Origin of the sequence: Aggregicoccus sp. 17bor-14, assembly GCF_009659535.1 — a bacterium.
GTDB lineage: Bacteria > Myxococcota > Myxococcia > Myxococcales > Myxococcaceae > Aggregicoccus.
This window is the reverse complement of record NZ_VJZZ01000008.1, coordinates 25,374-50,713: the sequence shown is the minus strand read 5'-3', so window position 1 is coordinate 50,713 and position 25,340 is coordinate 25,374. Positions and strand designations below refer to the sequence as shown.

Genomic DNA, 25,340 nt, shown 5'->3' with positions numbered 1-25,340 from the left:
TTCAAGCCGTTTTGAACTCCGTGATGCATGTATAGCCGGATTGGAATAGAAGACAACCGATGGTGACGCGGGCCAGCCCGCCCATGAGGACCGCTGATGACGACGCACACTCCGCTTGACGGACGCCGCTACGTGGCCGGGACCCTGTCCCTGCCCGCGGTGGATCCGCTCGCGGGCGCGGACGTGCTGGGGCTGCCCTCGGTATACTGGGAGCGCCCGCTCGCGCAGGAGGCGGCCGCAGGGTGGGGCGAGGCAGCGGCCGTCGGCGCGGACGACGCCGCGGGCGCCCTGCGCGTGCTCGAGGCGCTCGCCTCGGATGGCGCGGTGCGCTGGCTGGGCGGTGCGGCCGAGGCGATGCCCGGTCCGTGGTTCGGCGGCATGCGCTTCGCGGCCTCGCAGGGGCCCGACTACGCGGGCGGCGCGCTGGGCTGGGACAGCTTCGGCCACGGGCGCTGGGTGCTGCCCGAGCTGCTGGTGTGGCGTGTGGAGGGCGGCCTGCGCGCCGCGGCCTTCGCCCCGGAGGACGCGGGCGGCGAGGACCGGGTGCGCTCGCGCCTCGAGCGCGTGCGCAATGCCTTTCCAGAGCGGTACCGGCACGCCAGAGAAGGCGCGCAGCACCTGCAGCTGCGCTCCTCGCGCGAGGGCTTCGAGGCGCGGGTGAGCCGGGCGCTCGAGGCCATCGGGTCGGGGGCGTTGCAGAAGGTGGTGATGGCGCGCGCCATCGACGCCCAGGCCGAGCAGCCCTTCTCTCTGGTGGACGTGCTCGCGCGGCTGCGCGAGCAGAACCCGCGCTGCGCGACCTTCCTGCTGCGCGCGCCGGGCGGCACCGCCTTCGTGGGGGCGACGCCCGAGACGCTGTGCCGCATGGAGGGCGCCCGCCTGAGCACCGAGGCGCTCGCGGGCTCGGCGTCGCCCGCGCAGGCGGGGGCGCTCGCGGGAAGCGACAAGGACCTGCGCGAGCACCGCTCGGTCGTGGACGGCATCCGCGAGGCGCTCGCGCCGCTGTCCAGCGCGGTGCACGCGGACGAAGCGCCCGCGCTGCTCGCGCTGAAGAACGTGGTGCACCTGCGTACGGGCATCGAGGCGGAGCTGAAGGAGGGTGTGGGCCCCGCGGCCCTGGTGTCCGCGCTGCACCCGACGCCCGCGGTGGGCGGCAGCCCTCGCGAGCGCGCGCTGCACTTCCTGCGCGAGCACGAGGCGCTGGATCGCGGCTGGTACGCGGGGCCGGTGGGCTGGGTGGGGCCGGGGCGCGCGCACCTGGTAGTGGCGCTGCGCTCGGCGCTGGTGGAGGGCGCGCGGGCGCGGCTCTTCGTGGGGGCGGGCATCGTGCGCGGCTCGGACCCCGCGGCCGAGTGGCGCGAGACGGAGATCAAGGGCGTGGCCATGCGGCGCGCGCTCGGAGAGGCGAATGTCTGACGCGAACCTGAATCAGCTCTGGGCCCGCGCGCTGGTGGAGGAGCTGGTGCGCGGCGGCGCGCGCGAGGCGGTGGTGTGCCCGGGCTCTCGGTCCACGCCGCTCGCGCTTGCCTGCGCGGAGGTGCCGGGGCTGCGGCTGTGGTCGGTCATCGACGAGCGCTCGGCGGGCTTCTTCGCTCTGGGCCTCGCGAAGGAGAGCGGTGCCCCGGCGCTGCTGGTCGCCACCAGCGGCACGGCGGGCGCACACTTCTACCCGGCCGTCATCGAGGCCGCGATGACGGGCGTGCCCCTGGTGGTGCTCACCGCGGACCGTCCGCTCGAGCTGCAGGGCTGGGGCGCACCGCAGACCATCCCGCAGGCGCGCCTCTTCGGAGACTTCGCGCGCGCGTACGCGGACGTGGGTCTGCCCGAGGCCACCACGGTCTCCCTCGCGCACCTGCGCGCCACGGCGGCGCGCGCGGTGGCCACCTCGCTGCGCGCCCCCCGCGGCGCCGTGCAGCTCAACGTCCCGCTGCGCGAGCCGCTCGCGCCGGTGCCCGAGCCCTTCGGCGAGGAGCGCCTCGCGCCGCTCGCCCGCGAGGGGAGGGGCGCTCAGCCCTTCGTGCGCATCCTGCAGTCCGCGCGCGCGCCGGACGCGGCCGCGCTCGCCGAGGTGCGTGCGCTCGTGGAGGCGAAGCCGCGCGGCGTCATCGTGTGCGGACCGCGCGATGCGGAGGACGGCTTTCGCGAGGCCATCGAAGTGCTGTCGCGCGCGAGCGGCTATCCGGTGCTCGCCGAGGCGAGCTCCCAGGTGCGCTTCGGCGGCAGCGGCGCTCCTGTGCTCTCGCTCTACGACGCGCTGCTGCGCCATCCGCCCTTTGCGCAGGCGCACCGTCCCGACGTGGTCCTGCGCTTCGGCGGAGGGCTCACGCCGAAAGTGCCGCAGGCCTGGCTGGACGCGTCGGGCGCGGACGTCGTGCTCTTCAGCGACGAGGGCGCGCTGGTGGACCCCGCGCACCGCGCCTCGCGCATCCTCGAGGGCTCCGCGGTGCTCGCCGCACGCGCGCTCGCGCAGGGCCTCTCGCGAGGCCTCGGGGCCTGGGCCTCCAGCTTCCAGCAGGCGGAGCGACGCGCCCTCGGCGCACTCGAGGCGGCGTTCGCCGCGCAGCAGGACCTGAGCGAGCCGCGGGTGGCGCGCGAGGTCGTGGCGGCGCTACCGGCCGGCGCCCAGCTCTTCATCTCCAGCAGCATGCCCATCCGGGACGTGGACGCCTTCGCGCCCGCCTCCGGCGCCGCGCTGCGCGTGCTCGCGAACCGCGGGGCGAACGGCATCGACGGCATCGTGTCCACGGCGCTCGGCGCAGCGGCTTCCTCCGGGCGGCCCACCGCGCTGCTCACCGGAGACCTCGCCTTCCTGCACGACGTGGGCGGACTGCTCACGGCGCGCCGCCAGGGCGTGTCGCTCACCGTCGTCGTGGTGAACAACGACGGCGGCGGCATCTTCAGCTTCCTGCCGCTCGCCGGCACCACCCGCCACTTCGAGCCGCTGTTCGGCACGCCGCACGGCGTGGACCTCGCGCACGCGGCGGCGCTGTACGGCGCCCGCTTCGAGCGCCCCGCCACGCCGGGCGCCCTGCGCGCCGCGGTGCAGGCGGGACTCGAGGGCGGGCTGCACCTGGTGGAGGTGCGCACCGAGCGCGGCGGCAACGTCGAGGCACACCGCGCGCTGTTCGCGAAGATGGCAGCCGCACTGGGAGACGGACCATGGGCGTGACGCTGGCGTACGAGACGTGGGGCGAGGGGACGCGGCCGCTGCTGCTGCTGCACGGCTTCACGGGCAACCGCAGCGCGTTCGATCACCTGCGCCCGCTGCTCGGCCCCTCCATTCGAGCCATCGCGGTGGACCTGCCCGGCCACGGCGAGACGCCGCTGCCCACCCGTACGGGGCGCGACGGCTTCATCGAGACGGTGGAGGCGCTGCTCGCGCTCGTCACGCGCCTGGGCCACCCCTCGGTGGACCTGCTGGGCTACTCGCAGGGCGCGCGGCTCGCGCTGGCCCTCGCGGTGCGGGCACCGGAGCGCTTCGGACGGCTCATCATGGAGAGCGGCTCGCCGGGCCTGCACCGTCGCCAGGAGCGCGCCGAGCGACGGCTCGCGGACGCGAAGCTCGCGGCCTTCATCCGCACCCAGGGCGTGGAGGCCTTCGTCGAGCGCTGGGAGGCGCTGCCGCTCTTCGACGGCTTGCGCCAGCTGCCGCCCGCGCTGCAGCAGGCTCTGCGCGCGCGCCGCGGCAGTGGCAACGCGGAGGGACTGGCGGGCGCGCTGGAGTGCCTCGGCCTCGGTGCGCAGCCGGACTACTGGCCCAGCCTGCACCGCCAGCGCTTGCCCACGCTGCTGCTCACGGGCGCGCAGGACGCGAAGTTCACGCAGATTGCCCGCCGCATGGCCGCGGACCTCCCGGTGGTGTGGCGCCACGCGCTCGCGGGCTGCGGCCACGCGCCGCACCTGGAGGCCCCCGAGGTGTACGCGCGCGAGGTGCTCTCCTTCCTGCAGACGCCCTGGTACGAAGCGCCGGCCGAGTTCGAACCGGCCGCCGTCAGCGTGCGCGCCTCCTAACCCCACAGCCCATGACCTCTTCCGCTCCCTCGATGCAGACGCTCTCCGCGAAGCCCCGCCCCACGCTCGGCACCTGGGTGATGGCCGCCCGGCCCAAGACGCTCACCGCTGCCGCCGCCCCCGTGGTGGTGGGCACCGGGCTCGCATTCGGCGAGGGCGTGGGCCACTGGCTTCCCGCGCTCGCGGCGCTGCTCGGTGCGATGCTGATCCAGATCGGCACCAACTTCACGAACGACTACTACGACTTCAAGAAGGGCGCGGACACGCACGAGCGGCTCGGGCCCACGCGCGTGACGCAGAGCGGGCTCATCGCACCTTCGACCGTGCTCGCCGCGGCGCTGGGCTGCTTCGCGCTCGCCATCGTCAGCGGCATCTACCTCGTCGTCATCGGCGGCTGGCCCATCGTGGCCATCGGCCTCGCCTCGGTGCTGTGCGGCTACGCGTACACGGGCGGGCCCTTCCCCCTCGCGTACAACGGGCTGGGGGACGTGTTCGTGTTCGTCTTCTTCGGCCTCGTGGCGGTGACGGGCACCTACTACGTGCAGGCGCTCTCCGTGAGCACCGCCGCGTGGTGGGCGGCGCTGCCGGTGGGCGCGCTGGGCACCTGCATCCTGGTCGCGAACAACCTGCGTGACGCGCGCACGGATGCGAAGGCGAACAAGCGCACGCTGATCGTGCGCTTCGGCATCCCGGCCGGGCGCGGCGAGTACGTGGCGCTGCTCCTGCTCGCCTTCCTCACGCCGGTGGCCATGCTCGCCCTGGGACTCGCGAGCCGCTGGGTGCTGCTGCCGCTGCTCTCGCTGCCTGCGGCCCTTCCACCCCTGCGGCTCGTCATGCGCGGCGAGGGCGGGGCGCTGGGCCCTGCGCTTGGCGGCAGTGCGCGCCTGCAGATGGTGTACAGCGTGCTCTTCGCCGTGGGCCTGTGCCTGAGGTGAGCCGGTGCGGCTGACGCGCCTCGAGCTCGCGCCGCTCGCGCTGGAGTTCCGCACGCCGCTGCGGACCGCGCGCGGTGCCTACGCGCGGCGCGAGGGCTTCGTCCTGCGCGTGCACGAGGTGGGAGGCGCGGTGGGGCAGGGGGAGGCGATGCCCCTGCCCGAGTTCGGCACCGAGTCGCTCGAGGCCTGTGGCCGCGCACTGCGCGAGGCGTGCGCGGCGCTCCAGGGCGCGAGCGTCGCGCCCGAGCTCGCGGCCATCACCGCGGCTCTCGGCACCGCGCTCCCCTCGGCGGCGCGCCACGCGCTGGAGCTCGCGCTGCTGGACCTCGGCGCCCAGGCCCGCGGCGAGTCCGTTGCGCGCTGGCTCTCGCCCACGGCGCGTGACGCAGTGGAGGTCAATGCGCTACTCGGCGCAAGCGAGCCAGGGGCGCTCGCTGCCGAGGCGCGCGACGCCGTGCAGCGCGGCTTTCGCACCCTCAAGGTGAAGGTCGGCCGCGCGGACGACGTCGCCCGTCTCTCGGTGGTGCGCGAGGCCGTGGGAAGCCGCGTGTGTCTGCGCGTCGACGCGAACGGGGCCTGGTCGGCGGACGAGGCCCTCGAGGCGCTCGCGGGCCTGCAGCCCCTGGGGCTCGAGCTGTGCGAACAGCCCGTGGCGGCGGATGACCTCGCGGGCTTCCGCAGAGTGGCGGCGGATTCCGCGTGCCGTCTCGCCGCGGACGAGTCCCTCGCCGTGCCCGACGCCCTCGAAGCACTGCTCGCCGAGCGCGTCGTGGATGTGCTGGTGCTCAAGCCAATGGTCCTCGGCGGACTTCTGCCGGCGCTCGCGCTCGCCCGGCGTGCATCCGCGCGGGGGCTCGAGGCGTACGTCACCAGCTCGCTCGACGGGGTGGTGGCGCGCGCCGGTGCAGCGCAGCTCGCCGCGGCACTCCCCTCCGGCGCGCTGGCCTCGGGGCTCGCGGTGGGTCACCTCTTCGTCGGCGAGCCCGTGCACGCCTATTCGCCCGTGCAGGGGCGTATCCCATTGCCGCCGGGCCCGGGGCTCGGACTGGAGCCGCCGCGGTGACGCCCACGCCCCACCTCTGTCCCATCCGCCAGGGCGCTGAGCGTCACCCCGAGGCCCTCGCGCTCAGCGCAGGCGCCCGGCGCTGGAGCTACGCGGCACTCGACGCCGACGTCGCGCAGTGGACGGCGCTGCTCGAGCGGCGCGGGGTGGGGGAGGGCGATCGCGTGGCAGTGCTCGCCGGCAGCCATCCGCTCGTCGTTCCGCTCTTCTTCGCGCTGGGGCGCCTGCGGGCGGTGGCGGCGCCGCTGAATGCGCGCCTCACCGCGAGCGAGCTCTCCCCGCTGCTGCAGCGCCTGCAGCCCCGGCTCACGCTGGCGCTCGAAGCACTGCGAGAGCGACTCCCCGGGGCCGAGTCGCTCGAGGCGCTCGCCGAGGAGGCGCGCGCCCTTCCGGGCTCTGCGCGCCGTGAAGCCCTGACGGACGATGCCGAGCGCGTCATCCTCTTCACCTCCGGCACCACGGGCGTGCCCAAGGGCGCGGTGCTCACGGAGGGAAACTTCCGCGCGGCCGCGCGCGCCTCGGCGGCGAACCTCGGCGCCCGGCCCGCGCCGCGCTGGCTGGGCCTGCTGCCGCTCTTCCACGTGGGCGGCCTCACCATGCTCACGCGCAGCGCCTACGCGGGCGGGGCGCTGCTCCTGCACGAGCGCTTCGACGCCGCGGCAGTGAACCGCGCCATCGACGAGGACGGGGCGAGCCACGCGAGCTTCGTGGCCACCACGCTGGAGAGGGTGCTCGACGCGCGCGGGGACCGACCCGTGCCGCCCAGCTTCCGGCTCGCGCTGCTGGGGGGAGGGCCGGTGCCCCCGCCGCTCGTGGCGCGCGCCCGCGCCGTCGGCCTGCTCGCGCTGCAGACCTACGGGCTGACCGAAGCCTGCGCCCAGGCGGCGACCGAGCGCCCGGACGAGGCCACGGGACAGAACGCGGGCCGGGCCCTGCCGGGGCTCGCCCTGCGCGTGGTGGGGGCGGACGGCGCCCCCCTGCCTGCCGGGGCAGAGGGGGAGATCGAGGTGCGCGGCCCTACCGTGATGAAGGGCTACTTCCGTCAGCCCGAGGCCACGCGCGAGGCCCTGCGCGACGGCTGGCTGCGCACGCGCGACGTGGGCGTGCTGGACTCCGAGGGGCGCCTCACGGTGCTCTCGCGGCGCACGGACCTGCTCGTGTGCGGCGGCGAGAACGTGTACCCGGCGGAGATCGAAGCGGTGCTCGCCGCGCACCCCGCGGTGCGCGAGGCGGCGGTGGGGGGCGTGCCGGACCCGCGCTGGGGCCAGGTGCCGGTGGCGGCGGTGGCCCTGCGCGAGGGGCACGCGTGGCCCGGCGCCGAGGCGCTCGAGGCCTTCTGCCGCGCGCGGCTCGCCGGCTACAAGGTGCCGCGCCGCTTCCTGCAGACGGGGGAGCTGCCGCGCAACGCGATGGGCAAGGTGGACCGGGTGGCGCTGCGCGCGCTGCTCGGCGCCTGAGCCGCCGGGCGCGATTTTCGGGCCCGCATTCGTTCCCTTCTCGACGCGTGGAAGCGATAAGCGCGGGCAAGGCGCACCCGGGCCAAACTCCTTGACGCAGGGAGTCCGGTTCCTGAGTATCCCCGCGCCTTCGAGAAACGCGACTCAAACACAGCCTCCAGGAGCTCCCGCGCATGGCGCCCAAGACCGGCGAGAAGATCACCCTGCAGAACGGCAAGCTGTCGGTGCCGGACCACCCGATCGTCCCCTTCATCGAGGGTGACGGCACCGGCCGCGACATCTGGCGCGCCTCCCAGATGGTGTTCGACGCCGCGGTGAAGAAGGCCTACGGCGGCAAGCGCCAGATCGCCTGGTACGAGGTGCTCGCGGGCGAGAAGGCCTTCAACCAGACGAAGAACTGGCTGCCGGACGAGACCGTCGAGGCGTTCCGCACCTACCTGGTGGGCATCAAGGGCCCGCTGACCACGCCGGTGGGCGGCGGCATCCGCTCGCTCAACGTGGCGCTGCGCCAGATGCTGGACCTCTACGTGTGCCTGCGCCCCGTGCGCTACTTCAAGGGCGTGCCCAGCCCGGTGAAGACCCCCGAGAAGGTGGACATGACCATCTTCCGCGAGAACACCGAGGACATCTACGCGGGCATCGAGTTCGAGGCGGGGAGCGAGCGCGCGGCGAAGGTGCTCGCGTTCCTGCAGAAGGAGTTCCCCAAGGACTACGCGAAGATCCGCTTCCCGCAGAACGTGGGCCTGGGCGTGAAGCCCGTCTCGAAGGAGGGCAGCGAGCGCCTCATCCGCGCCGCCATCGAGTACGCGGTGCTGCACAAGCGCAAGAGCGTCACGCTCGTGCACAAGGGCAACATCATGAAGTTCACCGAGGGCGCGTTCCGCCAGTGGGGCTACGAGCTCGCGGCGCGCGAGTTCGGCGACAAGGTCTACACCTGGGATCAGTGGGAGGCCACCAAGGCCGCCAAGGGTGAGGACGCGGCGAACGCCGAGCAGAAGGCGGCCGTCTCCGCGGGCAAGATCATCATCAAGGACTCCATCGCGGACATCACCCTGCAGCAGGTGCTCACCCGTCCGGACGAGTTCGATGTCATCGCCACGCTCAACCTCAACGGCGACTACCTCTCGGATGCGCTCGCCGCGCAGGTGGGCGGCATCGGCATCGCGCCGGGCGGCAACATCAACTACCTCACCGGCCACGCCGTCTTCGAGGCCACCCACGGCACCGCGCCGAAGTACGCGGACCAGGACAAGGTGAACCCGGGCTCCGTCATCCTCTCCGGGGACATGATGCTGCGGCACATGGGCTGGCACGAGGCGGCGGACCTGATCATCCAGGGCATGGACCGCGCCATCGCGGCGCGCACCGTGACCTACGACTTCGCGCGTCTGATGAAGTCGGACGGCAAGGGCGAGGTGCGCGAGGTGAAGTGCTCCGAGTTCGCGCAGGCCATCATCCAGCACATGTAGTCATTCCGGTACCCACACCCGAGGGACAACACATGCACCACAAGACCAAGAAGAAGATCGGCCTCATCGGCGGCGGACAGATCGGCGGCAACCTGGCGCTGCTCTCCGTGCAGAAGCAGCTCGGCGACGTGGTCCTCTACGACATCCCGGCCGCCGAGGGCATGGTCAAGGGCAAGGCCCTGGACATCAACCAGCTCTCCGCCGTGGACGGCTACGACGCGCGCGTGCTCGGCACCACGGACTGGAAGGACGTGGCCGGCTCGGACGTGATCATCATCACGGCGGGCGTCCCCCGGAAGCCGGGCATGAGCCGCGAGGACCTGCTCGAGATCAACCTCAAGATCATGCGGGACGTGGCGACCAACATCAAGCAGCACGCCCCGGACGCCTTCGTGATCAACATCGCGAACCCGCTCGACGCGATGGTGTACGCGCTGCACAAGATCTCCGGCCTGCCCAAGCACATGGTGGTGGGCATGGCGGGCGTGCTCGACACCAGCCGCTTCAAGTGCTTCGTGGCCGAGGCCCTGGGCTGCTCCATCCGTGACATCGAGGCGCTCGTCCTCGGCGGCCACGGCGACGACATGGTGCCCCTCATCCGCTACGCCACCGTGGGCGGCGTGCCCCTCACCGAGCTGCTCCCCAAGGAGAAGCTGGACCCCATCATCAAGCGCACCCGCGAGGGCGGCGCCGAGCTGGTGGGCCTGTACAAGACGGGCAGCGCCTACTTCGGCCCCGCGGCGAGCGCCATCGCCATGGCGGAGAGCTACCTGCTGGACCGCAAGCGTGTGCTGCCGGGCGCGGCCCTGCTCGAGGGCCAGTACGGCATCAACGGCTACTTCTTCGGCGTGCCGGTGACCATCGGCGGCCACGGCGTGGAGAAGATCCACGAGATCAAGCTCAACGCCGAGGAGAAGGCCGAGATGGAGAAGAGCTTCCAGTCGGTCAAGAAGACCGTGGACAGCGTGAAGCTCTAGTCCTCTCCGACCGGGGCTCCCGAGCGCTCGCTCGGGGCCACGGTGCGGTTCCAGGCCCCGGCCGCGCGCGGAATGAACCCCGCGTGGCCCGGGGCCTAATGTTGCAAATGGGGGGCACTAATCTCCCCCTGAACAGCCGTCTTTGCGGCAAAGTTCACCCAAGTTATCAAGCCTTTGTAGACCTGCGCGGCGAGGGCCGCCGCACAGGGCCCCGGGGGGCCAGACGCCGCGGGAGCAGGTGAGGGGACCTCCTCACCTGGGGGCGCGAGCGGCAGGCTCAGACCGCAGAAGGAGCGACACGCATGGCTGCAGCAGCGCGATTCACGGTGGTCGGCGGCGGACTCGCCGGACTGATGACGACCATCAAGCTGGCCGAGGCAGGGCACCACGTCGACGTGCTGTCGATCGTGCCGGTGAAGCGGTCCCACTCGGTGTGCGCGCAGGGCGGCATCAACGGCGCGGTGAACACCAAGGGTGAGGGCGACCACCCGGACATCCACGTGATGGACACGCTGCGCGGCGGCGACTTCCTCGCGGAGCAGGTGTCCGTGAAGGGCATGTGCTACGCGGCCCCCGGCATCATCTACATGCTGGACCGCATGGGCGTGACCTTCAACCGCACCAGCGAGGGCCTGCTCGACTTCCGCCGCTTCGGCGGCACCCTGCACCACCGCACCGCGTTCGCGGGCGCCACCACCGGCCAGCAGCTGCTCTACGCGCTGGACGAGCAGGTGCGCCGCTACGAGGCCGAGGGCAAGGTCACCAAGTACGAGTACTGGGAGTGGCTCGGCACGGTGAAGGACGAGGGCGGCCGCTGCATCGGCAGCGTGGCCATCGACCTGCGCACCATGGAGATCCGCACCTTCCCGGCGGAGGCCGTGTGCCTCGCCACCGGTGGCCCCGGCATCGTGTTCGGCCGCTCCACCAACTCCATCATCAACACCGGCACCGCGGCGGGCCGCGCCTACATGGAGGGCGCCGTCTACGCGAACGGCGAGTTCATCCAGGTGCACCCGACCTCCATCCCGGGCGAGGACAAGCTGCGCCTGATGAGCGAGAGCGTGCGCGGCGAGGGCGGCCGCGTCTGGGTGCCCAAGAAGAAGGCGGACCCGCGCAAGCCGGCGGACATCCCCGAGAGCGAGCGCTGGTACTTCCTCGAGGAGAAGTACCCCAAGTACAAGAACCTGGTGCCGCGCGACGTCGCGACCCGCGAGATCTTCGCGGTGTGCCGCGAGCTGGGCATGGGCATCAACGGCAAGGACGGCGTGTACCTGGACGTCACGCACATCCCGGCCAAGACCCTGGACGCCAAGATCAAGGGCGTCATGGAGATCTACGAGAAGTTCGTGGGCGATGACCCGCGCCACACCCCGATGGTCATCTTCCCGGGCATGCACTACTCGATGGGCGGCCTGCACGTCTCCTTCGAGGCGGACAGCAAGACCCAGACCCCGCTGGTGGGCAGCCCGAAGAACCAGTCCACCGCCATCCCGGGCCTCTACGCCACGGGCGAGGCGGACTACGCCTTCCACGGCGCGAACCGCCTGGGTGCGAACTCGCTGCTCTCCTGCATCTACTCGGGCCAGATCGGCGGGCCCGCCATGGCCGCCTACGCGTACAACAACGCGAAGAGCGCCACGGACGGCAACGAGCGCCACTTCCAGAGCGCGCAGAAGTACTGGAAGGAGCGCTTCGAGGGCATCCGCAAGATGAACGGCTCGGAGAACCCCTACGGCCTCGCCAAGGAGCTCGGCGAGCTCATGACCGAGAACTGCACGGTGGTTCGCTACAACGCGAAGCTCAAGAAGACCGTGGAGCAGATCCGCGAGCTGAAGGAGCGCTGGAGCCGCTGCAACGTGCTGGACACGGGCAACCTGGCCAACCGCTCGCTCTCCTTCACCAACCAGCTGTGGAACATGTTCGAGCTGGGCGAGGTGATCGCCAAGAGCGCGCTGCTGCGCGACGAGAGCCGCGGCGCCCACTACAAGCCGGACTTCCAGCTGCCCGAGCCCAAGACCAAGGACCCGCGCCAGGATCCGGCGTGGATGGAGCTGTGGAAGGCGCGCCACCAGAAGTGGGCGAAGACCACCATGGCCCGCCACGACGTCTCCGGCCCGCAGATCACCTACGACGAGATCCCGACCCCGGTCCTGGATCCCGAGCCGCGCTGGTACGCGTAAGCCACCCCTCTTAGGAAGCGAGAGCCAACCATGGACACTGCACAGGCGAGCGCCGTCACCACCAAGACCGTGACCTTCCGCATCTGGCGGCAGGAGGAGGGCAAGGAGGGGCGCTTCGACGAGTTCCGCATCCCGTATGCGAAGGGCGCGAACGTGATCTCCTGCCTCATGGAGATCCAGCGCAACCCCGTCACCACCGATGGCAAGCGCGTGCCGCCGGTGGTGTGGGACTCCGCGTGCCTCGAGGAGGTGTGCGGCAGCTGCGCGATGAACATCAACGGGCGCGTGCGCATGGCGTGCTCGGCCCTCATCGACAAGCTCGAGCAGCCCATCACGCTCGAGCCGATGAAGAAGTTCCCGGTGGTGCGCGACCTCGCCGTGGACCGCGAGCGCATGTTCGGCGCGCTCAAGCGGGTGAAGGGCTGGATCAACGTGGACGGCACCCACAACCTGGGGCCGGGCCCGCGCCAGAGCCCGAAGGATCAGTCCACGATGTACGTGCTCTCCACGTGCATGACCTGCGGCAGCTGCCTCGAGGCCTGCCCCCAGGTGACGCTGGACAACGACTTCATCGGCGCGGCCGCCATCAGCCAGGCGCGGCTCTTCAACATGCATCCCACCGGCAAGCTCAACGCCGAGGAGCGGGTGCGCGCGCTGATGGGCCCCGGCGGCATCCAGGAGTGCGGCAAGGCGCAGAACTGCGTGAAGGTCTGCCCGAAGGAGATCCCGCTCACCACCTCCATCTCGGTGATGAACCGCGAGGTGAGCAAGCAGCTCTTCAAGGACATCTTCTTCCAGGAAGGCGAGCAGAAGGCCTCGGCCGGTCCGGGCTAGGCGCTCGCGCTGCTGCAGTCCCCCGCGAGGAACGAGGGCCCCGCTCTCCGGCGTGTCGCCGGGGCGGGGCCTTCGCCTTTGCGGGCCTTCAAGATGCTTGCCATCGGGGCCGTATTGCGGGAGAGAGGGCCCCACGCGTAGGCGCCCCCTCCGTCGTGGCGGCGCCCCCCCCTCGATTCACCCGGAGCCCCGATGAAGATCCACGAGTACCAGGGCAAGGAACTCTTCAAGAAGTACGGTGTCCCCACGCCCAACGGCATCCTCGTCAGCTCGCCCGACGAGGCCGAGGCCGCGGCGAAGCAGCTCGGCACCGCCGTCACGGTGGTGAAGGCGCAGATCCACGCCGGTGGCCGCGGCAAGGGCGGCGGCGTGAAGCTGGCCAAGAGCCCCGCGCAGGCCAAGGAGCTGTTCGGCCAGATCATGGGCATGCAGCTCGTGACGCACCAGACCGGCCCCGCCGGCCAGAAGGTGCGCAAGATCTACATCGAGCAGGGCCTCGACATCGCGCGCGAGCTCTACCTCGGCCTCACCCTCGACCGCGCCACCAGCCGCATCACGTTCATGGCCAGCAGCGAGGGCGGCATGGACATCGAGGAGGTGGCGGAGAAGCACCCCGAGAAGATCCTCCGCGAGGCGGTGGACCCGGCGGTGGGCTACCAGGACTTCATCGGCCGCAAGCTCGCCTTCGGCCTGGGCCTCAGCGGCAACACGGTGAACAAGTTCACCCAGTTCTGCTCGGCGCTCTACCGCATGTACGTGGAGACGGACGCCTCCATCGTCGAGGTGAACCCGCTCGTGGTCCTCAAGGACGGCGGCGTGGTGGCGCTCGATGCGAAGGTGGACTTCGACGACAACGCCATGTACCGCCACCGCGACCTGGCCGAGTTCCGCGACATCAACGAGGAGGACCCCCGCGAGGCGGCCGCCAAGGAGCACGACCTCGCGTACATCGCGCTGGACGGCAACATCGGCTGCATGGTGAACGGCGCGGGCCTGGCCATGGCCACCATGGACACCATCAAGCTGGTGGGCGGCGCGCCCGCGAACTTCCTGGACGTGGGCGGCGGCGCGACGAAGGAGAAGGTGACGGCGGCCTTCAAGCTCATCCTCGCGGACCCCGCGGTGAAGGCGGTGCTCGTCAACATCTTCGGCGGCATCATGAAGTGCGACGTGATCGCCGAGGGCGTGATCGCGGCGGCGAAGGAAGTGCAGCTCAAGATCCCGCTCGTCGTGCGGCTCGAGGGCACGAACGTGAAGGAGGGCAAGGCGCTGCTGAGCAACTCCGGCCTCGCCATCACCCCCGCGGACAACCTGCGCCAGGCGGCCGAGAAGGCCGTGGCCGCGGTCAAGGGCTCGAAGTAATCGCCCGCGCTCCCTTCCCAACCCTTTCGACTCACCCCAGGTAGACCATGAGCATCCTCGTCAACCAAGACACCAAGGTCATCGTCCACGGCATCACGGGCTCGGCCGGCTCCTTCCACGCGAAGCAGATGCTGGAGTACGGCACGAAGATCGTGGCCGGCATGACCCCCGGCAAGGGCGGCACCACCTTCGAGAACAAGGTCCCCGTCTTCAACACCGTCAGCGAGGCGGTGAAGCAGACCGGCGCCAACACCAGCTGCATCTTCGTGCCCCCGGCCTTCGCCGCGGACTCGATCATGGAGGCCGCCGACGCGGGCGTGTCCCTGATCATCACCATCACCGAGGGCATCCCGGTGAACGACATGGTGCGCGCGAAGCGCTACCTCGCCGGCAAGAACGTGCGCCTGGTGGGCCCCAACTGCCCCGGCGTCATCACCCCCGGCGCCAAGTGCAAGATCGGCATCATGCCGGGCTTCATCCACAAGCCGGGCCGCATCGGCGTGGTGAGCCGCTCCGGCACGCTCACCTACGAGGCGGTGTACCAGCTCACGCAGCTGGGGCTCGGCCAGTCCACCGCGGTGGGCATCGGCGGTGACCCGGTGAACGGCACCGACTTCGTGGACGTGCTCAAGCTCTTCAACGCGGACCCCGAGACCGACGCGGTCATCATGATCGGCGAGATCGGCGGCAGCGCGGAGGAGGCGGGCGCCGAGTACATCGCGAAGGAGTTCACCAAGCCGGTGGCGGGCTTCATCGCCGGTGGCAGCGCCCCTCCGGGCAAGCGCATGGGCCACGCGGGCGCCATCATCTCGGGCGGCAAGGGCACCGCCGCCGAGAAGATCAAGGCGATGGAGGCCGCGGGCGTGGTGATGGCCGCGAGCCCCACCGAGCTCGGGACCACCCTGCAGGAGGCCGTGAAGCGCGGCCCCGCGAAGCGCCGCTAAGTCACTTCACCACCCACTACACAGGAGCCACACGAACATGGCCATTGAGCGCACGCTGTCGATCATCAAGCCGGACGGTCTCGAGAAGGGCGTCATCGGCAAGATCATCTCCCGCTTCGAGGAGAAGGGTCTCAAGCCCGTTGCCATCCGCCTGCAGCAGCTCTCGCAGAAGGAGGCCGAGGGCTTCTACGCGGTGCACAAGGAGCGCCCCTTCTTCAAGGACCTGGTGTCCTTCATGATCTCCGGCCCCGTGGTCCTCATGGTGCTCGAGGGCGAGGGCGCGGTGCTCAAGAACCGCGACATCATGGGCGCGACCAACCCTGCGAACGCCGCCCCCGGCACCATCCGCAAGGACTTCGCCACCAGCATCGACAAGAACACCGTGCACGGCTCGGACAGCCTGGAGAACGCGAAGATCGAGGTCGCGTACTTCTTCCGCGAGACCGAGATCCAGACCTACACGGTCCAGAAGTAGGCCCGTCCCTCCGGCCTGCGCGGCCCGGCCGCTCCGCTCCCCGCCAGGCGGGGGGCAGAGGCCGGGCCGCCGCCGTTTCAGTGCGCGGAGGGCAGGGGGCTTTGACGCCCGCCTCCCGCTGTGGGAAGCCTCTCCGTCACCTCGCCGTTAAGACTCCCGCGATGTCGCTCACCCTTCCTGACACCACGCCCATCCCCGCCCCGCCGCCGGCCAAGCGGGTGGACGTGTCTGCGCTCTCGCTCGAGGCGCTCACCCGCTACCTCACCGAGGAGCTGGGCGAGCGTCCCTTCCGCGCGGCGCAGCTGTTCCGCTGGATGCACCAGCGCGGGGCGGTGAGCTTCGAGGAGATGACGGACCTGTCCAAGGTGCTGCGCGAGAAGCTCAAGGAGCACGCGCAGATTGCCCCGCTCGTGAAGGACCTCGAGCAGCGCAGCGTGGACGGCACCATCAAGTTCCGCTTCAAGACGCACGACGGGCGCTACATCGAGAGCGTGTACATGCCCTCGGAGGACCGGCGCACCCTGTGCGTGAGCACGCAGGTGGGCTGCGCGATGGCGTGCACCTTCTGCATGACGGGCACCATGGGGCTCAAGCGCAACCTGACGGCTGGCGAGATCGTCGCCCAGGTGCACGCGGTGAACCGCGCGGTGCGCGAGGAGGAGGGGCACGAGACCTTCCGCCCCCTCTCGAACCTCGTCTTCATGGGCATGGGCGAGCCCCTGCACAACTTCGAGAACCTCAAGACGGCGCTCTCCATCCTGAAGCACAAGGAGGGGCCGAACTTCAGCCACCGGCACATCACCGTGAGCACGGTGGGCCTGGTGCCGATGATCGAGCGCTTCGGCGCCGAGACGGACGTGAAGCTCGCCATCAGCCTCAACGCGAGCACCGACGAGCAGCGCAGCAAGAGCATGCCGGTCAACCGCAAGTGGAACATCGCGGCGCTCATGGACGCCTGCCGCAAGTTCCCCCTGCGCCAGGGCCGGCGCATCACCTTCGAGTACGTGCTCATCAAGGGCTTCAACGACGCGGACGAGGACGCGCACCGGCTGGTGAAGCTGCTCGCAGGCATCCCGGCGAAGGTGAACCTCATCCCGTACAACGCGAACCCCGGCCTGGGCGTGGACGGGCAGCCCTTCGAGAGCACCCCGGAGCAGCGCGCCGAGGAGTTCCGCGCCATCCTCTCCGACGGCCACGTGGCGGCCTACATCCGCCGCAACCGGGGCCGAGACATTGCCGGCGCCTGCGGGCAGCTGGCCAACCGGGGTGATCAGAGCCCCACAGCACAGACCCAAGCACCCGTTGTTACTTGACAATCCGGGCGGCGCCGAATATGGACGCTGCCCCTTTCCCCAACTGGTTGGAGCAGACCATGGCCGTTGTTCTCCGTCTTGCCCGCGCGGGCGCCAAGAAGATGCCGTACTACCACGTGGTTGCGACCGACTCGCGCAACCCCCGCGACGGTAAGTTCATCGAGGCGGTCGGTGCGTACGACCCGAACCAGACCCCCGCGAAGGTGGAGTTCGACTACGACCGCCTCGAGTACTGGCTCAAGACGGGCGCGACCCCCTCCGAGACGGTGGCGGACCTCATCAAGCGCACGCCGAAGACGCAGACCCCGGCCTAACTCCCGCCCGGACTTCCGGACGTGGAGAGGCTTCTCACCTACCTGGCGCAGGCCCTGGTCGACAAACCCGACCAGGTGAGCCTCCGTGTGTCCGACGTGGAGGGTGCCCGGCTCTATGAGCTGCGGGTGGCCCCCGAGGACATCGGCAAGGTCATCGGCCGTGATGGGCGCACCGTGGGCGCCCTCCGGACGCTGCTCGGCGCCGCGGCCCAGAAGGACGGGCAGAAGGTGCGGCTGGAGATCGCGGACGACCGGCGCCCCGGCGGGGCTCCCGGTGCTGCTCCGGGCTCGCCGCCGTCCCCGGGTCCGGGCTCGGATTCAGGCTCGTGAGCCGCACGCCGGCGCCGCACCTCGCGCTGGGCTACGTGGCCCGCGCGCACGGCCTGCAGGGAGAGGTGGCGGTGCGCACCTTCGACCCCGCCTCGGATGCGCTCGACTACGTGCCGCGCGTGCTGGTGCGCCCGCGCGTGGGCCCCGAGCGCGTGCTGGCCATCGAGAGCGTGCGCGGCGCCTCCAAGGAGACCCTGGTCTCCTTCGAGGCGGTGCAGGGGCGCAGCGACGCCGAGGCCCTGGTGGGTGCCAGCGTGCTCGCGTTCCGCGAGGACCTGGAGGCCCCCGAGGAGGGCGAGTACTTCCAGGGCGACCTCGTGGGCCTGCGCGCCGTGGACGAGCAGGGCGCGGAGCTGGGCCAGGTGGAGGAGATCTGGGAGACGGGCGAGGTGCCCAACCTGGTCATCCGCAAGGCCGGCGACGCGGCTTCCGAGCTGGTGCTGCCCTTCGCGGACGACTTCGTGGTCAGCGTGGACCTGGAGCAGGGGCGGCTCGTGGTGCGCCCGCCCGAGTTCATCGAGGACAAGGGCTAGCGGCCCATGGATGACGCCAGCGCCCCGGTGAAGCCGTCCCCGTACCCGGTGGAGCTCGTCACGCTCTTTCCCGGGATGGTGAGCGGCTACCTCTCCTCGAGCATCCTGGGGAAGGCGCAGGAGCGCGGGCAGCTGGGCGTCACGGTGACGGACCTGCGCCAGTACGCGGAGGGCAAGCACCGCGTCACCGACGACACGCCCTACGGGGGCGGGGCGGGCATGGTGATGAAGGTGGACCCGCTGGTGGCGGCCCTGGAGGCCGCGCGTGCGCGCGCCCCGGGCGCCCTGGCGCTGCTGATGAGCCCGCGGGGGCCCACCTTCACCCAGGCCCGGGCGCGCGAGCTCGCGGCCCACGCGGGCGGCCTCATCCTCGTGTGCGGCCGCTACGAGGGCGTGGACGAGCGGGTGATGCCCTACCTCGACGGGGAGCTGTCGCTCGGGGACTTCATCCTGATGGGCGGGGAGGTCGCCGCCCTGGCGGTCGTGGATGCAGTCGCCCGCCTGCTGCCCGGGGTGCTGGGCAACGAGGTCTCCAGCGTGACGGAGAGCTTCGAGGAGGGGCTCCTGGAGCACCCCCAGTACACGCGCCCCGTGAGCTTCCGGGGGGCGGGGGTACCCGAGGTGCTCCAGAGTGGGGACCACGCCCGCATCGCCCGCTGGCGGCGCTGGAAGGCCCTGCAGCTCACCCGGGAGCGGCGCCCGGACCTCTACGCCCGCCTGACCCTCACCCCGGCGGACCTCAAGCTGCTCGCCCGGCGGGAGGAAGATCTCTAGCCCAGGCGTTGCCTCTCAAGTGCCAAGGGAGTGCCGAGGCATTCTGCACACTTGTCCACCCCGCGGGTCTCTGCTAGTACCCCCCGCCTCTTAGCTTTCGTACCTGCATAACCGGAGTGACATTCATGCGCCCCAGCGCCATCGCTTTCATCGAGTCGAAGAACCAGCGGACGGACGTGACCCAGTTCCGCACCGGCGACACCGTTCGCGTCCACTGGAAGGTCAAGGAGGGCGAGAAGGAGCGCGTGCAGCCGTTCGAGGGCATCGTCATCCGCAAGAAGGAGGGCCAGAACCGCGCCACCTTCACCGTGCGCAAGGTCTCCTACGGCATCGGCGTGGAGCGCATCTTCCCGACGCACAGCCCGCGCTACGAGAAGATCGAGGTGCTGAGCCGCGGCGACGTGAACCGCAACCGCCTCTTCTACCTCCGCGACCTCAAGGGCAAGGCGAGCCGCGTGAACACCCAGGAGGACAAGGCCTAAGGCCTCGTCCCCGGAAGGTGCGCTCCGGTCTCCGGAGCGCGCCCCCCGCAAGAGGAGGGTCCGCCCTGCGCGCGGACGCTCCTTTTTCGTTTCTGGACGCTAGGATGCCGGGGGCATGCACCTCCTCGAGCTCGCGGTCCAGAACGTGCGCGGCTTCACCCCGGCGGGCCGCCATCCGCTCAAGCTGGGCTACGTCGTGCTGCGCGGCCCCTCCGCCGAGACGGCGCCCATCGCGCAGCTGGCCATGGCGCTGCTCTACCCGGACGGGCGCGGCGGCGACGCCGCGCTGGTGGCCCCGGGACAGCGCACGGGCAAGGCCGCGCTGAGCCTGCAGGGCAACGACGGCGTCACCTACCGCGTGCTGCGCGAGCTGGGCGGTGCGGGCGGCCTGCACCGGCTCAACCCGGAGACGCAGAAGCCCGAGCTCGTCTCCCAGGACGCGGCCGAGATGGTGCAGGTGCTGCGCGCGCAGGCGGGCGCCCCCACGCGCGGCGTCTTCGAGCAGGTGTACTGCCTGCGCCCCGGGCAGCTGCCCTCGCGCAAGCCCCGCGCCGCGCCCGAGCCGCCGCCGCGCGCGAGCGCCTCGGGGCTTCCGGCCGTGGCGCCCGGGGGCCTCGGGACGCCGGTGACGCCGGCCCGCGACGTCCCCGCGGCCCAGGCGCGCGCGGGCGTGCTCGAGCAGGAGCTCACGCTCGCGCGCGAGGTGGAGGCGATGCAGTTCGAGGCGGACGGGATGACCTCGCAGCTCTTCGAGCTGGACCGGCGCTTCGAGGCGCACGAGGCCCTGCGGGCCCGCGCCGAGGCGGCGCGCGCCGAGGCCCAGGCCACGCCGGGTCCCGAGGCGCTGGGCCTGCCCCAGGACATCGTGGCGCGCGCCACGCGCTATCCCTCGGCGAAGAGCCGGCGGGACGAGGCGCTCGCCAAGGTGCGCGCCGAGCGCGACGAGCTGGACCCCTCGGCGGTGGGCAGCAAGGTGCCGCCGCTCTGGAAGGACCAGGCTTTCTGGGGCTGGACGGCCGCGGGCGCCGCGGCGCTGCTGCTGGGCTTCCTGCTGCAGGGCCCCGGCAAGTACGTGGCGCTGCTGGACGTGCCGCTCTTCGGCGTCGCGGCGGTGCTGGCGCTGCGCTACGTGGAGGAGCTGCAGTACCACGCGCGCGAGACGGGGCGCGGCGGGCGCAGCGCCGCGCGCGAGAAGAAGATCCTCGAGGACTTCGAGGCCGAGGTCTCCGCGGTGCTCAACGCCGTGCGGGCGCTCGACGTGGACGAGCCCAAGGACGTGGTGCCGGCGCTCGCGCGGCGCGAGGAGGTGCGCCAGCGCGCCCTGCAGCTCGAGGCCGAGTTCATGCGGGAGGAGCGCTCGCAGGAGCTCGCGCAGGCGCGTGCGCGCAAGGAGGAGCTGCGCGTGCAGCTCGCCGAGCTCAACGCCCGCATCGAGCAGCAGGGCGCCTACACCCGCGACGCGCGCGAGGTGGAGCGCGAGCTCGCCCGCACGCGCGAGTCCATCGCGCTCGCGCTGCAGCCGGCCGCGGGCGCGGCAGGGCCGGGCGCACCCGGCTCGGACGCGCTCGAGGACCCCACGCCCGCGCTGCTCGCGCTCGCCGCGGACCTGCTGGGCGTGGACGCGCGGGCGGCGGCGCAGCTGCTGCGCGATCGCTGCCTGCAGTACTTCACCGCCCTCACGGACCGCCGCTACCCGCAGGTGGAGTGGGATGCGGCGGGCCGCGCCCAGGTGCTGGTGGCCGCGGGCGGCCGCAAGGTGGGCGCGGGCGAGCTGCCCCCGCGCGACCTGGACCTCTACGCCATCGCGCTGCGCCTCACGGTGGTGGAGCGCGCGAGCGCCCGGGTGAAGGTGCCCTTCCTGGTGGAGGACGTGTTCCAGGGGCTGCTGGACGAGGTGAAGCTGCCGCTGGTGGCCCGCATGCTCAAGCACCTGGGCACGCTCACCCAGGTGGTGCACGCCACCGCGCACCCGGGCTTCGCCCAGATGGCAGACGCCTCCGCTAGCGTCTAGCGCCCGGAGCGGCGCGCGCACGGGGCGCGGGCCGCGAGGTGCACGGGCGGGGGTGGGAGATGGGGCTGGGAGCGCGGCGGGACGGCGGGCGGTGGGACCGGGGCGAGGCGGGCGAGGAGGCGGCGGTCGCGCTGCTGCTGCGGGAGGGCTACCGCATCGTCGCGCGCAACTTCACCTGCCGCTACGGGGAGCTGGACGTGGTGGCGGAGAAGGGCGAGGTGCTCGCGTTCGTGGAGGTGCGGATGCGCTCGAGCGCCGTGTGGGGAGACCCCTCGCACACCGTGTCCTTCGCGAAGCAGCGCCGCGTGGTGAAGGCCGCGCTGCACTTCCTCTTCCGCTCGGGGCTGCAGGGGCGCATGGTCCGCTTCGACGTGGTGACGGTGTTGGGGCGCGGAGAGCGCGCGCGGGTGGAGCACCTGCCCGCCGCCTTCGACGCAGGCATGTGACTCGAGCAGGGGAGACGCAAGGCATGGCAGGCAAGCTCTACCTGGTGGCGACGCCCATCGGGAACCTCGGGGACCTGAGCAGCCGGGCGCTGGAGACGCTGCGCCAGGTGGGCTTCGTGGCCTGCGAGGACACGCGCCACTCGCGCGTGCTGCTCGAGCACTTCGGGCTGCAGAAGGACACGGTGAGCCTGCCCGCCTTCGCGGAGGGCCAGCGCGCAGGCCGCATCCTCGAGCGGGTGGAGGCGGGCGAGGACTGCGCGCTCGTGACGGACGCCGGGAGCCCCGGCATCAGTGACCCCGGCGAGAAGCTCGTGGCCGAGGCGCTCGAGCGCGGGCTCACGGTGGTGCCCGTGCCCGGGCCCACCGCGCTGGTGGCCGCGCTCAGCGCCTCGGGGCTGCCCACCGGGCGCTTCCACTTCCTGGGCTTCCTGCCGCGAAAGGGGCCCGAGCGGCGCGCCATGCTCGAGGAGGTGGCGCCGCTCTCTGCCTCGCTCGTGCTCTACGAGAGCCCGCGGCGGCTCGGCGAGACCCTGGAGGACCTGAAGGAGGTGTGGGGCCCGGAGCGCCGCGCCTGCGTGGCGCGCGAGCTGACCAAGCTGCACGAGGAGTTCGCGCGCGGCACCCTCGGGGAGCTCGCCCAGCGCTACGCGGCGGAGGAGCCGCGCGGCGAGGTGGTGCTGGTGGTGGAGGGGCGCACCGGCTCCACGCGCTGGAGCGAGGAGGAGCTGCTGCGCGCGCTCGAGGCGGGGCTCGGGCGCGGCGAGAAGCTCAAGGCCCTGTCCACCGAGCTCGCGAAGCGCGCGGGCTGGCCCGGCCAGGAGGTGTACCGGCTGGGCCTGGGGCTCAAGCGCTAGAAGTTGAAGGCCAGCGTCAGGTCCACCGAGAAGTCGTACTCCGCGTTGATGCGGAAGCGGCGGCCCGGCAGGTCCGCGCGGAAGTCGAAGTCGGGGTTGAGCTCGTCGCTGCCCGCCGAGCTGTCCACCTTGCCGTCGCCGTTCACGTCCTTGCCCAGCTCGGCGCGGGTGAGATCGTGCGCGGTGTTGTAGACGAGCCCGGTGCCGAGCCGCAGCTGGAAGAAGTCGGTGGCGCTCGCGTAGAAGCCCACCCGGCCGCCCAGCTGCAGGTAGTCCTGGGTGTCCAGCAGCTTGTGCGCGAGCTGGCTCAGCTCGTTCGCGTAGCGGCCCGAGGACACGTAGTTGCCGATGAGCCGCGCATCCAGGCGCACCTTCTGCTGCTTCGCCGGGTTGTCCCACACGGCGAACTCCGAGCCGAAGAGCACGCCGGCCTCGTGGGGCATGCGGATGCCGGTGTCCTCGCGGGTCCATGCGGCGGTGTTGCAGTTCTCCGGGTGCGCCATGCGGCTCGGGTCCGGATCGTCGCAGTTCGAGTACCAGCCCGGCCCGCGGTAGGGCAGGGTGTAGCTCGCGCGGAAGTAGGGCTCGGCCACGCCGATGCGGCGCGAGAGCGCGGTGGAGAAGGTGTACTTGTGGGTGCGGTCGCCCACCCCGCCGCGCGAGTCCGCGTCCGAGGTGTCCTCGGTGGGGTTGAGCAGCGCGGCGGTGGGGGCCTCGTAGTCGAAGGCCACCACCCAGGTGGGCTTGGTCTCGTCGCGGTCCTGGTTGAAGAACGCGTAGGCGAGCCCGAAGGTCATGTTGCCCAGGCCGCCGCGGAAGCTCTCCGCGGGCACGCCGTACAGGGGCTGGCAGCCGGGCGCCGCCGACGTGCCGTCCGCGTTGAGGCAGTTGTTCGTGATGGTGGAGGTGGCCGCCGTGTTGCCCGCGGCGTAGTCCCAGCGCTGGTTCTGCTGGATGATCACCGGCAGGCGGAAGGACAGCTGCAGGTCGCGGTACAGCCCCACCTTCACGTCGATGTTCAGCCGCGAGTCCACGCCGCGGAAGTTCAGCTCGGCGCGGTCCGCGGGGGCGCCGCCCGCCTGGGTCTCGTGGGTGATGCTCGCGTTGCGCTGCGTGCGCTCGAAGCCCAGGTCCACGAACAGCCCGAATGGATCGTTTTCCTCGAAGGAGGACGCGAGCCGGGTGACCTCCGCGGCCCCTGCGGTGAGCGGCGCGCCCAGCACGAGCGCGGCGAGAACGACGCGAACCCCTTGCATCCGACCTCCACTGCCCAGACGTGGGCGAGGGACGCTAGCCAGGGGCTGCGGCGGATACAAGAAGAGGCTGCCCGCGCACACGCGCGGACAGCCTCCGGGGTGGGGCGGCGGGTGCCGCCCTGGGCTACGGGGTGCTCTTCGCCGTGGCGGTGGGCGCGGCCGCGGCGGTGGCGCCGCCCGCGGGCGCAGCCGGGCTCGGCGAGAGCAGCGCGTCCAGGCGGCGCACCTCGGCGTCGAAGGTCGCGCGCTGCAGGTTCGAGAGCGAGCGGCGGTAGGTGCGGTGGTTGTCGTAGGGATCGATGACCGCGTCCGCCGCGCTCATCATCTGGTAGTGCAGGTGGGGCGCGAAGCTGTGGCCGGTGTTGCCCGAGCGGGCGAGCACGGCGCCCTGGGTGAAGCGGTCGCCCACCTTGAGGGTCTTGGGCAGCTCCTCCAGGTGCAGGAAGAAGGCGTGGCGGCCCTTGCCGCCGCTCTCCTGGAGGTCCAGGCAGTTGCCGTTGGCGCGCCAGCTCCAGTTCTTGCGGACGATGACGCCGTTGAAGGGCGCCTTCACCGGGGTGCCCACGGCGGTCTTGAAGTCCACGCCCTTGTGGTGGCGGCCGTCCTTGAGCAGCGAGGTGATCTGCTCGAAGTCGTCCACCGGGCTGTGCTCGAGGCGCATCTCCAGCTCCTCGCCGGAGGGCTGGTAGTAGCGCGCGTACTTCTCACCCTCGGGCTGCACGCGGTAGGCGCGGTAGGTCTGGTTGTTCTTCAGGCTGGTGAAGCGCACCGCGTGCACCAGCGGCTCCTCGTTGGGGCGCTCCTGGTAGAGCACCTCGAGCTTGTCGCCGCGCAGCAGATCGCGCGGCACCTCCACCCACCACACCAGCGTGCGCGTCACCACCTGGGCGAGCGCGGGGCCGGTCTGGGCGCCGGCGGCGCCGACGAGCGCAGTCTCCAGCGGACCGTCGATGGAGATGACGGCGCGCTTCATGCCCGCCTGGGTGAGCGCGTCCGGGGGTGCGTGCGGCACCGGCGCCACGGTGGGGGCAGCTGCCGCCGTGGCCGAGCCCGCGTCAGGCGCAGCGCCGCTGCCCGCGTTCGCCTGCTGGCCCATGCCGGGCAGCGCGCCCGGACCCTTGTGCTTCCACCACCAGGCTCCACCGGCCGCCCCTCCGAGTACGAGAGAGACGAGGACGACGGACCCCATGGGACTCTTCTTGGGGGGGGCGCCGAGGGTGGGAAGAGACGGCCGCATGCATAGCTCCCGAGGGGGCAGAGGTGAAAAACTGGCGCGGGCCGAACCTCTGGCGCGCGCCGGATATTTCGCCGTCTTTACCC

The 25,340-nt window shown here is 71.7% G+C and carries 24 protein-coding genes; 22 read left to right on the top strand and 2 right to left on the bottom strand.

What is annotated here, in order from left to right:
- Positions 1-96 precede the first annotated feature (96 nt).
- The 22 genes from FGE12_RS16315 (at position 97) to rsmI (ending at position 22,764) form a co-directional block, all read left to right on the top strand.
- The gene (locus tag FGE12_RS16315) at positions 97-1,416 is read left to right on the top strand and encodes an isochorismate synthase MenF (RefSeq protein ID WP_153867420.1); all 1,320 of its coding nucleotides are present in this window, start codon (positions 97-99) and stop codon (positions 1,414-1,416) included.
- Positions 1,409-3,169, top strand: a complete 1,761-nt coding sequence (gene menD, locus FGE12_RS16310) for a 2-succinyl-5-enolpyruvyl-6-hydroxy-3-cyclohexene-1-carboxylic-acid synthase (protein WP_153867419.1) — start codon at positions 1,409-1,411, stop codon at positions 3,167-3,169. The genes FGE12_RS16315 and menD overlap by 8 nt, the downstream gene beginning before the upstream one ends.
- The gene (menH, locus tag FGE12_RS16305) at positions 3,160-4,011 is read left to right on the top strand and encodes a 2-succinyl-6-hydroxy-2,4-cyclohexadiene-1-carboxylate synthase (RefSeq protein ID WP_153867418.1); all 852 of its coding nucleotides are present in this window, start codon (positions 3,160-3,162) and stop codon (positions 4,009-4,011) included. The genes menD and menH overlap by 10 nt, the downstream gene beginning before the upstream one ends.
- 11 nt (positions 4,012-4,022) lie before the next feature.
- Positions 4,023-4,946 (top strand): 1,4-dihydroxy-2-naphthoate polyprenyltransferase, encoded by a 924-nt coding sequence (locus FGE12_RS16300; RefSeq protein ID WP_153867417.1) that lies wholly within the window; start codon positions 4,023-4,025, stop codon positions 4,944-4,946.
- A gap of 4 nt (positions 4,947-4,950) precedes the next feature.
- On the top strand, positions 4,951-6,009 hold the full coding sequence (menC, locus tag FGE12_RS16295; RefSeq protein ID WP_194797937.1) for an o-succinylbenzoate synthase: 1,059 nt from the start codon (positions 4,951-4,953) through the stop codon (positions 6,007-6,009).
- Positions 6,006-7,466, top strand: a complete 1,461-nt coding sequence (menE, locus tag FGE12_RS16290) for an o-succinylbenzoate--CoA ligase (RefSeq protein ID WP_194797936.1) — start codon at positions 6,006-6,008, stop codon at positions 7,464-7,466. The genes menC and menE overlap by 4 nt, the downstream gene beginning before the upstream one ends.
- A 173-nt stretch (positions 7,467-7,639) precedes the next feature.
- The gene (gene icd / locus FGE12_RS16285) at positions 7,640-8,935 is read left to right on the top strand and encodes an NADP-dependent isocitrate dehydrogenase (RefSeq protein ID WP_153867416.1); all 1,296 of its coding nucleotides are present in this window, start codon (positions 7,640-7,642) and stop codon (positions 8,933-8,935) included.
- Between the two features lie 32 nt (positions 8,936-8,967).
- Positions 8,968-9,912: a malate dehydrogenase gene (gene mdh, locus FGE12_RS16280; protein ID WP_153867415.1), complete on the top strand. Its 945-nt coding sequence runs from the start codon at positions 8,968-8,970 to the stop codon at positions 9,910-9,912.
- 302 nt (positions 9,913-10,214) lie between these two features.
- Positions 10,215-12,092, top strand: a complete 1,878-nt coding sequence (sdhA, locus tag FGE12_RS16275; protein ID WP_153867414.1) for a succinate dehydrogenase flavoprotein subunit — start codon at positions 10,215-10,217, stop codon at positions 12,090-12,092.
- Positions 12,093-12,122: 30 nt separating this feature from the next.
- Positions 12,123-12,926 carry a succinate dehydrogenase iron-sulfur subunit gene (gene sdhB / locus FGE12_RS16270; protein ID WP_153867413.1) on the top strand — a complete coding sequence of 268 codons (804 nt, stop codon included), beginning with the start codon at positions 12,123-12,125 and terminating at the stop codon, positions 12,924-12,926.
- A gap of 192 nt (positions 12,927-13,118) precedes the next feature.
- Positions 13,119-14,288: an ADP-forming succinate--CoA ligase subunit beta gene (gene sucC, locus FGE12_RS16265; RefSeq protein ID WP_153867412.1), complete on the top strand. Its 1,170-nt coding sequence runs from the start codon at positions 13,119-13,121 to the stop codon at positions 14,286-14,288.
- Positions 14,289-14,335: 47 nt separating this feature from the next.
- Entirely contained in the window at positions 14,336-15,232 is an 897-nt protein-coding gene (gene sucD / locus FGE12_RS16260; protein ID WP_153867411.1) for a succinate--CoA ligase subunit alpha, read from the top strand.
- A gap of 37 nt (positions 15,233-15,269) precedes the next feature.
- On the top strand, positions 15,270-15,707 hold the full coding sequence (ndk, locus tag FGE12_RS16255; RefSeq protein ID WP_153867410.1) for a nucleoside-diphosphate kinase: 438 nt from the start codon (positions 15,270-15,272) through the stop codon (positions 15,705-15,707).
- 161 nt (positions 15,708-15,868) lie between these two features.
- Positions 15,869-17,020 (top strand): 23S rRNA (adenine(2503)-C(2))-methyltransferase RlmN, encoded by a 1,152-nt coding sequence (gene rlmN, locus FGE12_RS16250; protein ID WP_153867409.1) that lies wholly within the window; start codon positions 15,869-15,871, stop codon positions 17,018-17,020.
- Between the two features lie 59 nt (positions 17,021-17,079).
- The gene (gene rpsP / locus FGE12_RS16245; protein WP_153867408.1) at positions 17,080-17,334 is read left to right on the top strand and encodes a 30S ribosomal protein S16; all 255 of its coding nucleotides are present in this window, start codon (positions 17,080-17,082) and stop codon (positions 17,332-17,334) included.
- A 21-nt stretch (positions 17,335-17,355) separates the two neighbouring features.
- Positions 17,356-17,664 carry a KH domain-containing protein gene (locus FGE12_RS16240; RefSeq protein ID WP_194797935.1) on the top strand — a complete coding sequence of 103 codons (309 nt, stop codon included), beginning with the start codon at positions 17,356-17,358 and terminating at the stop codon, positions 17,662-17,664.
- The gene (gene rimM / locus FGE12_RS16235; RefSeq protein WP_370459017.1) at positions 17,661-18,197 is read left to right on the top strand and encodes a ribosome maturation factor RimM; all 537 of its coding nucleotides are present in this window, start codon (positions 17,661-17,663) and stop codon (positions 18,195-18,197) included. Before FGE12_RS16240 ends, rimM begins: the two co-directional genes overlap by 4 nt.
- A gap of 6 nt (positions 18,198-18,203) precedes the next feature.
- A complete protein-coding gene (gene trmD, locus FGE12_RS16230; RefSeq protein WP_153867407.1) occupies positions 18,204-18,971 on the top strand; it encodes a tRNA (guanosine(37)-N1)-methyltransferase TrmD in 768 nt (255 codons plus the stop codon).
- A gap of 125 nt (positions 18,972-19,096) precedes the next feature.
- The gene (rplS, locus tag FGE12_RS16225; protein ID WP_153867406.1) at positions 19,097-19,453 is read left to right on the top strand and encodes a 50S ribosomal protein L19; all 357 of its coding nucleotides are present in this window, start codon (positions 19,097-19,099) and stop codon (positions 19,451-19,453) included.
- A gap of 115 nt (positions 19,454-19,568) precedes the next feature.
- A complete protein-coding gene (locus tag FGE12_RS16220; protein WP_153867405.1) occupies positions 19,569-21,464 on the top strand; it encodes a chromosome segregation protein SMC in 1,896 nt (631 codons plus the stop codon).
- Positions 21,465-21,523: 59 nt separating this feature from the next.
- A complete protein-coding gene (locus FGE12_RS16215; RefSeq protein ID WP_153867404.1) occupies positions 21,524-21,910 on the top strand; it encodes a YraN family protein in 387 nt (128 codons plus the stop codon).
- A gap of 23 nt (positions 21,911-21,933) precedes the next feature.
- Positions 21,934-22,764, top strand: a complete 831-nt coding sequence (gene rsmI / locus FGE12_RS16210) for a 16S rRNA (cytidine(1402)-2'-O)-methyltransferase (RefSeq protein ID WP_153867403.1) — start codon at positions 21,934-21,936, stop codon at positions 22,762-22,764.
- On the opposite strand, the gene FGE12_RS16205 is transcribed toward rsmI, so the two are convergent.
- Together FGE12_RS16205 and FGE12_RS16200 are read right to left on the bottom strand one after the other, a co-directional pair.
- Positions 22,761-24,020: a hypothetical protein gene (locus FGE12_RS16205; RefSeq protein WP_153867402.1), complete on the bottom strand. Its 1,260-nt coding sequence runs from the start codon at positions 24,018-24,020 to the stop codon at positions 22,761-22,763. The two genes, rsmI and FGE12_RS16205, sit on opposite strands and share 4 nt — an antisense overlap.
- A 124-nt stretch (positions 24,021-24,144) precedes the next feature.
- The gene (locus FGE12_RS16200; RefSeq protein WP_228530854.1) at positions 24,145-25,209 is read right to left on the bottom strand and encodes a M23 family metallopeptidase; all 1,065 of its coding nucleotides are present in this window, start codon (positions 25,207-25,209) and stop codon (positions 24,145-24,147) included.
- Positions 25,210-25,340 lie beyond the last annotated feature (131 nt).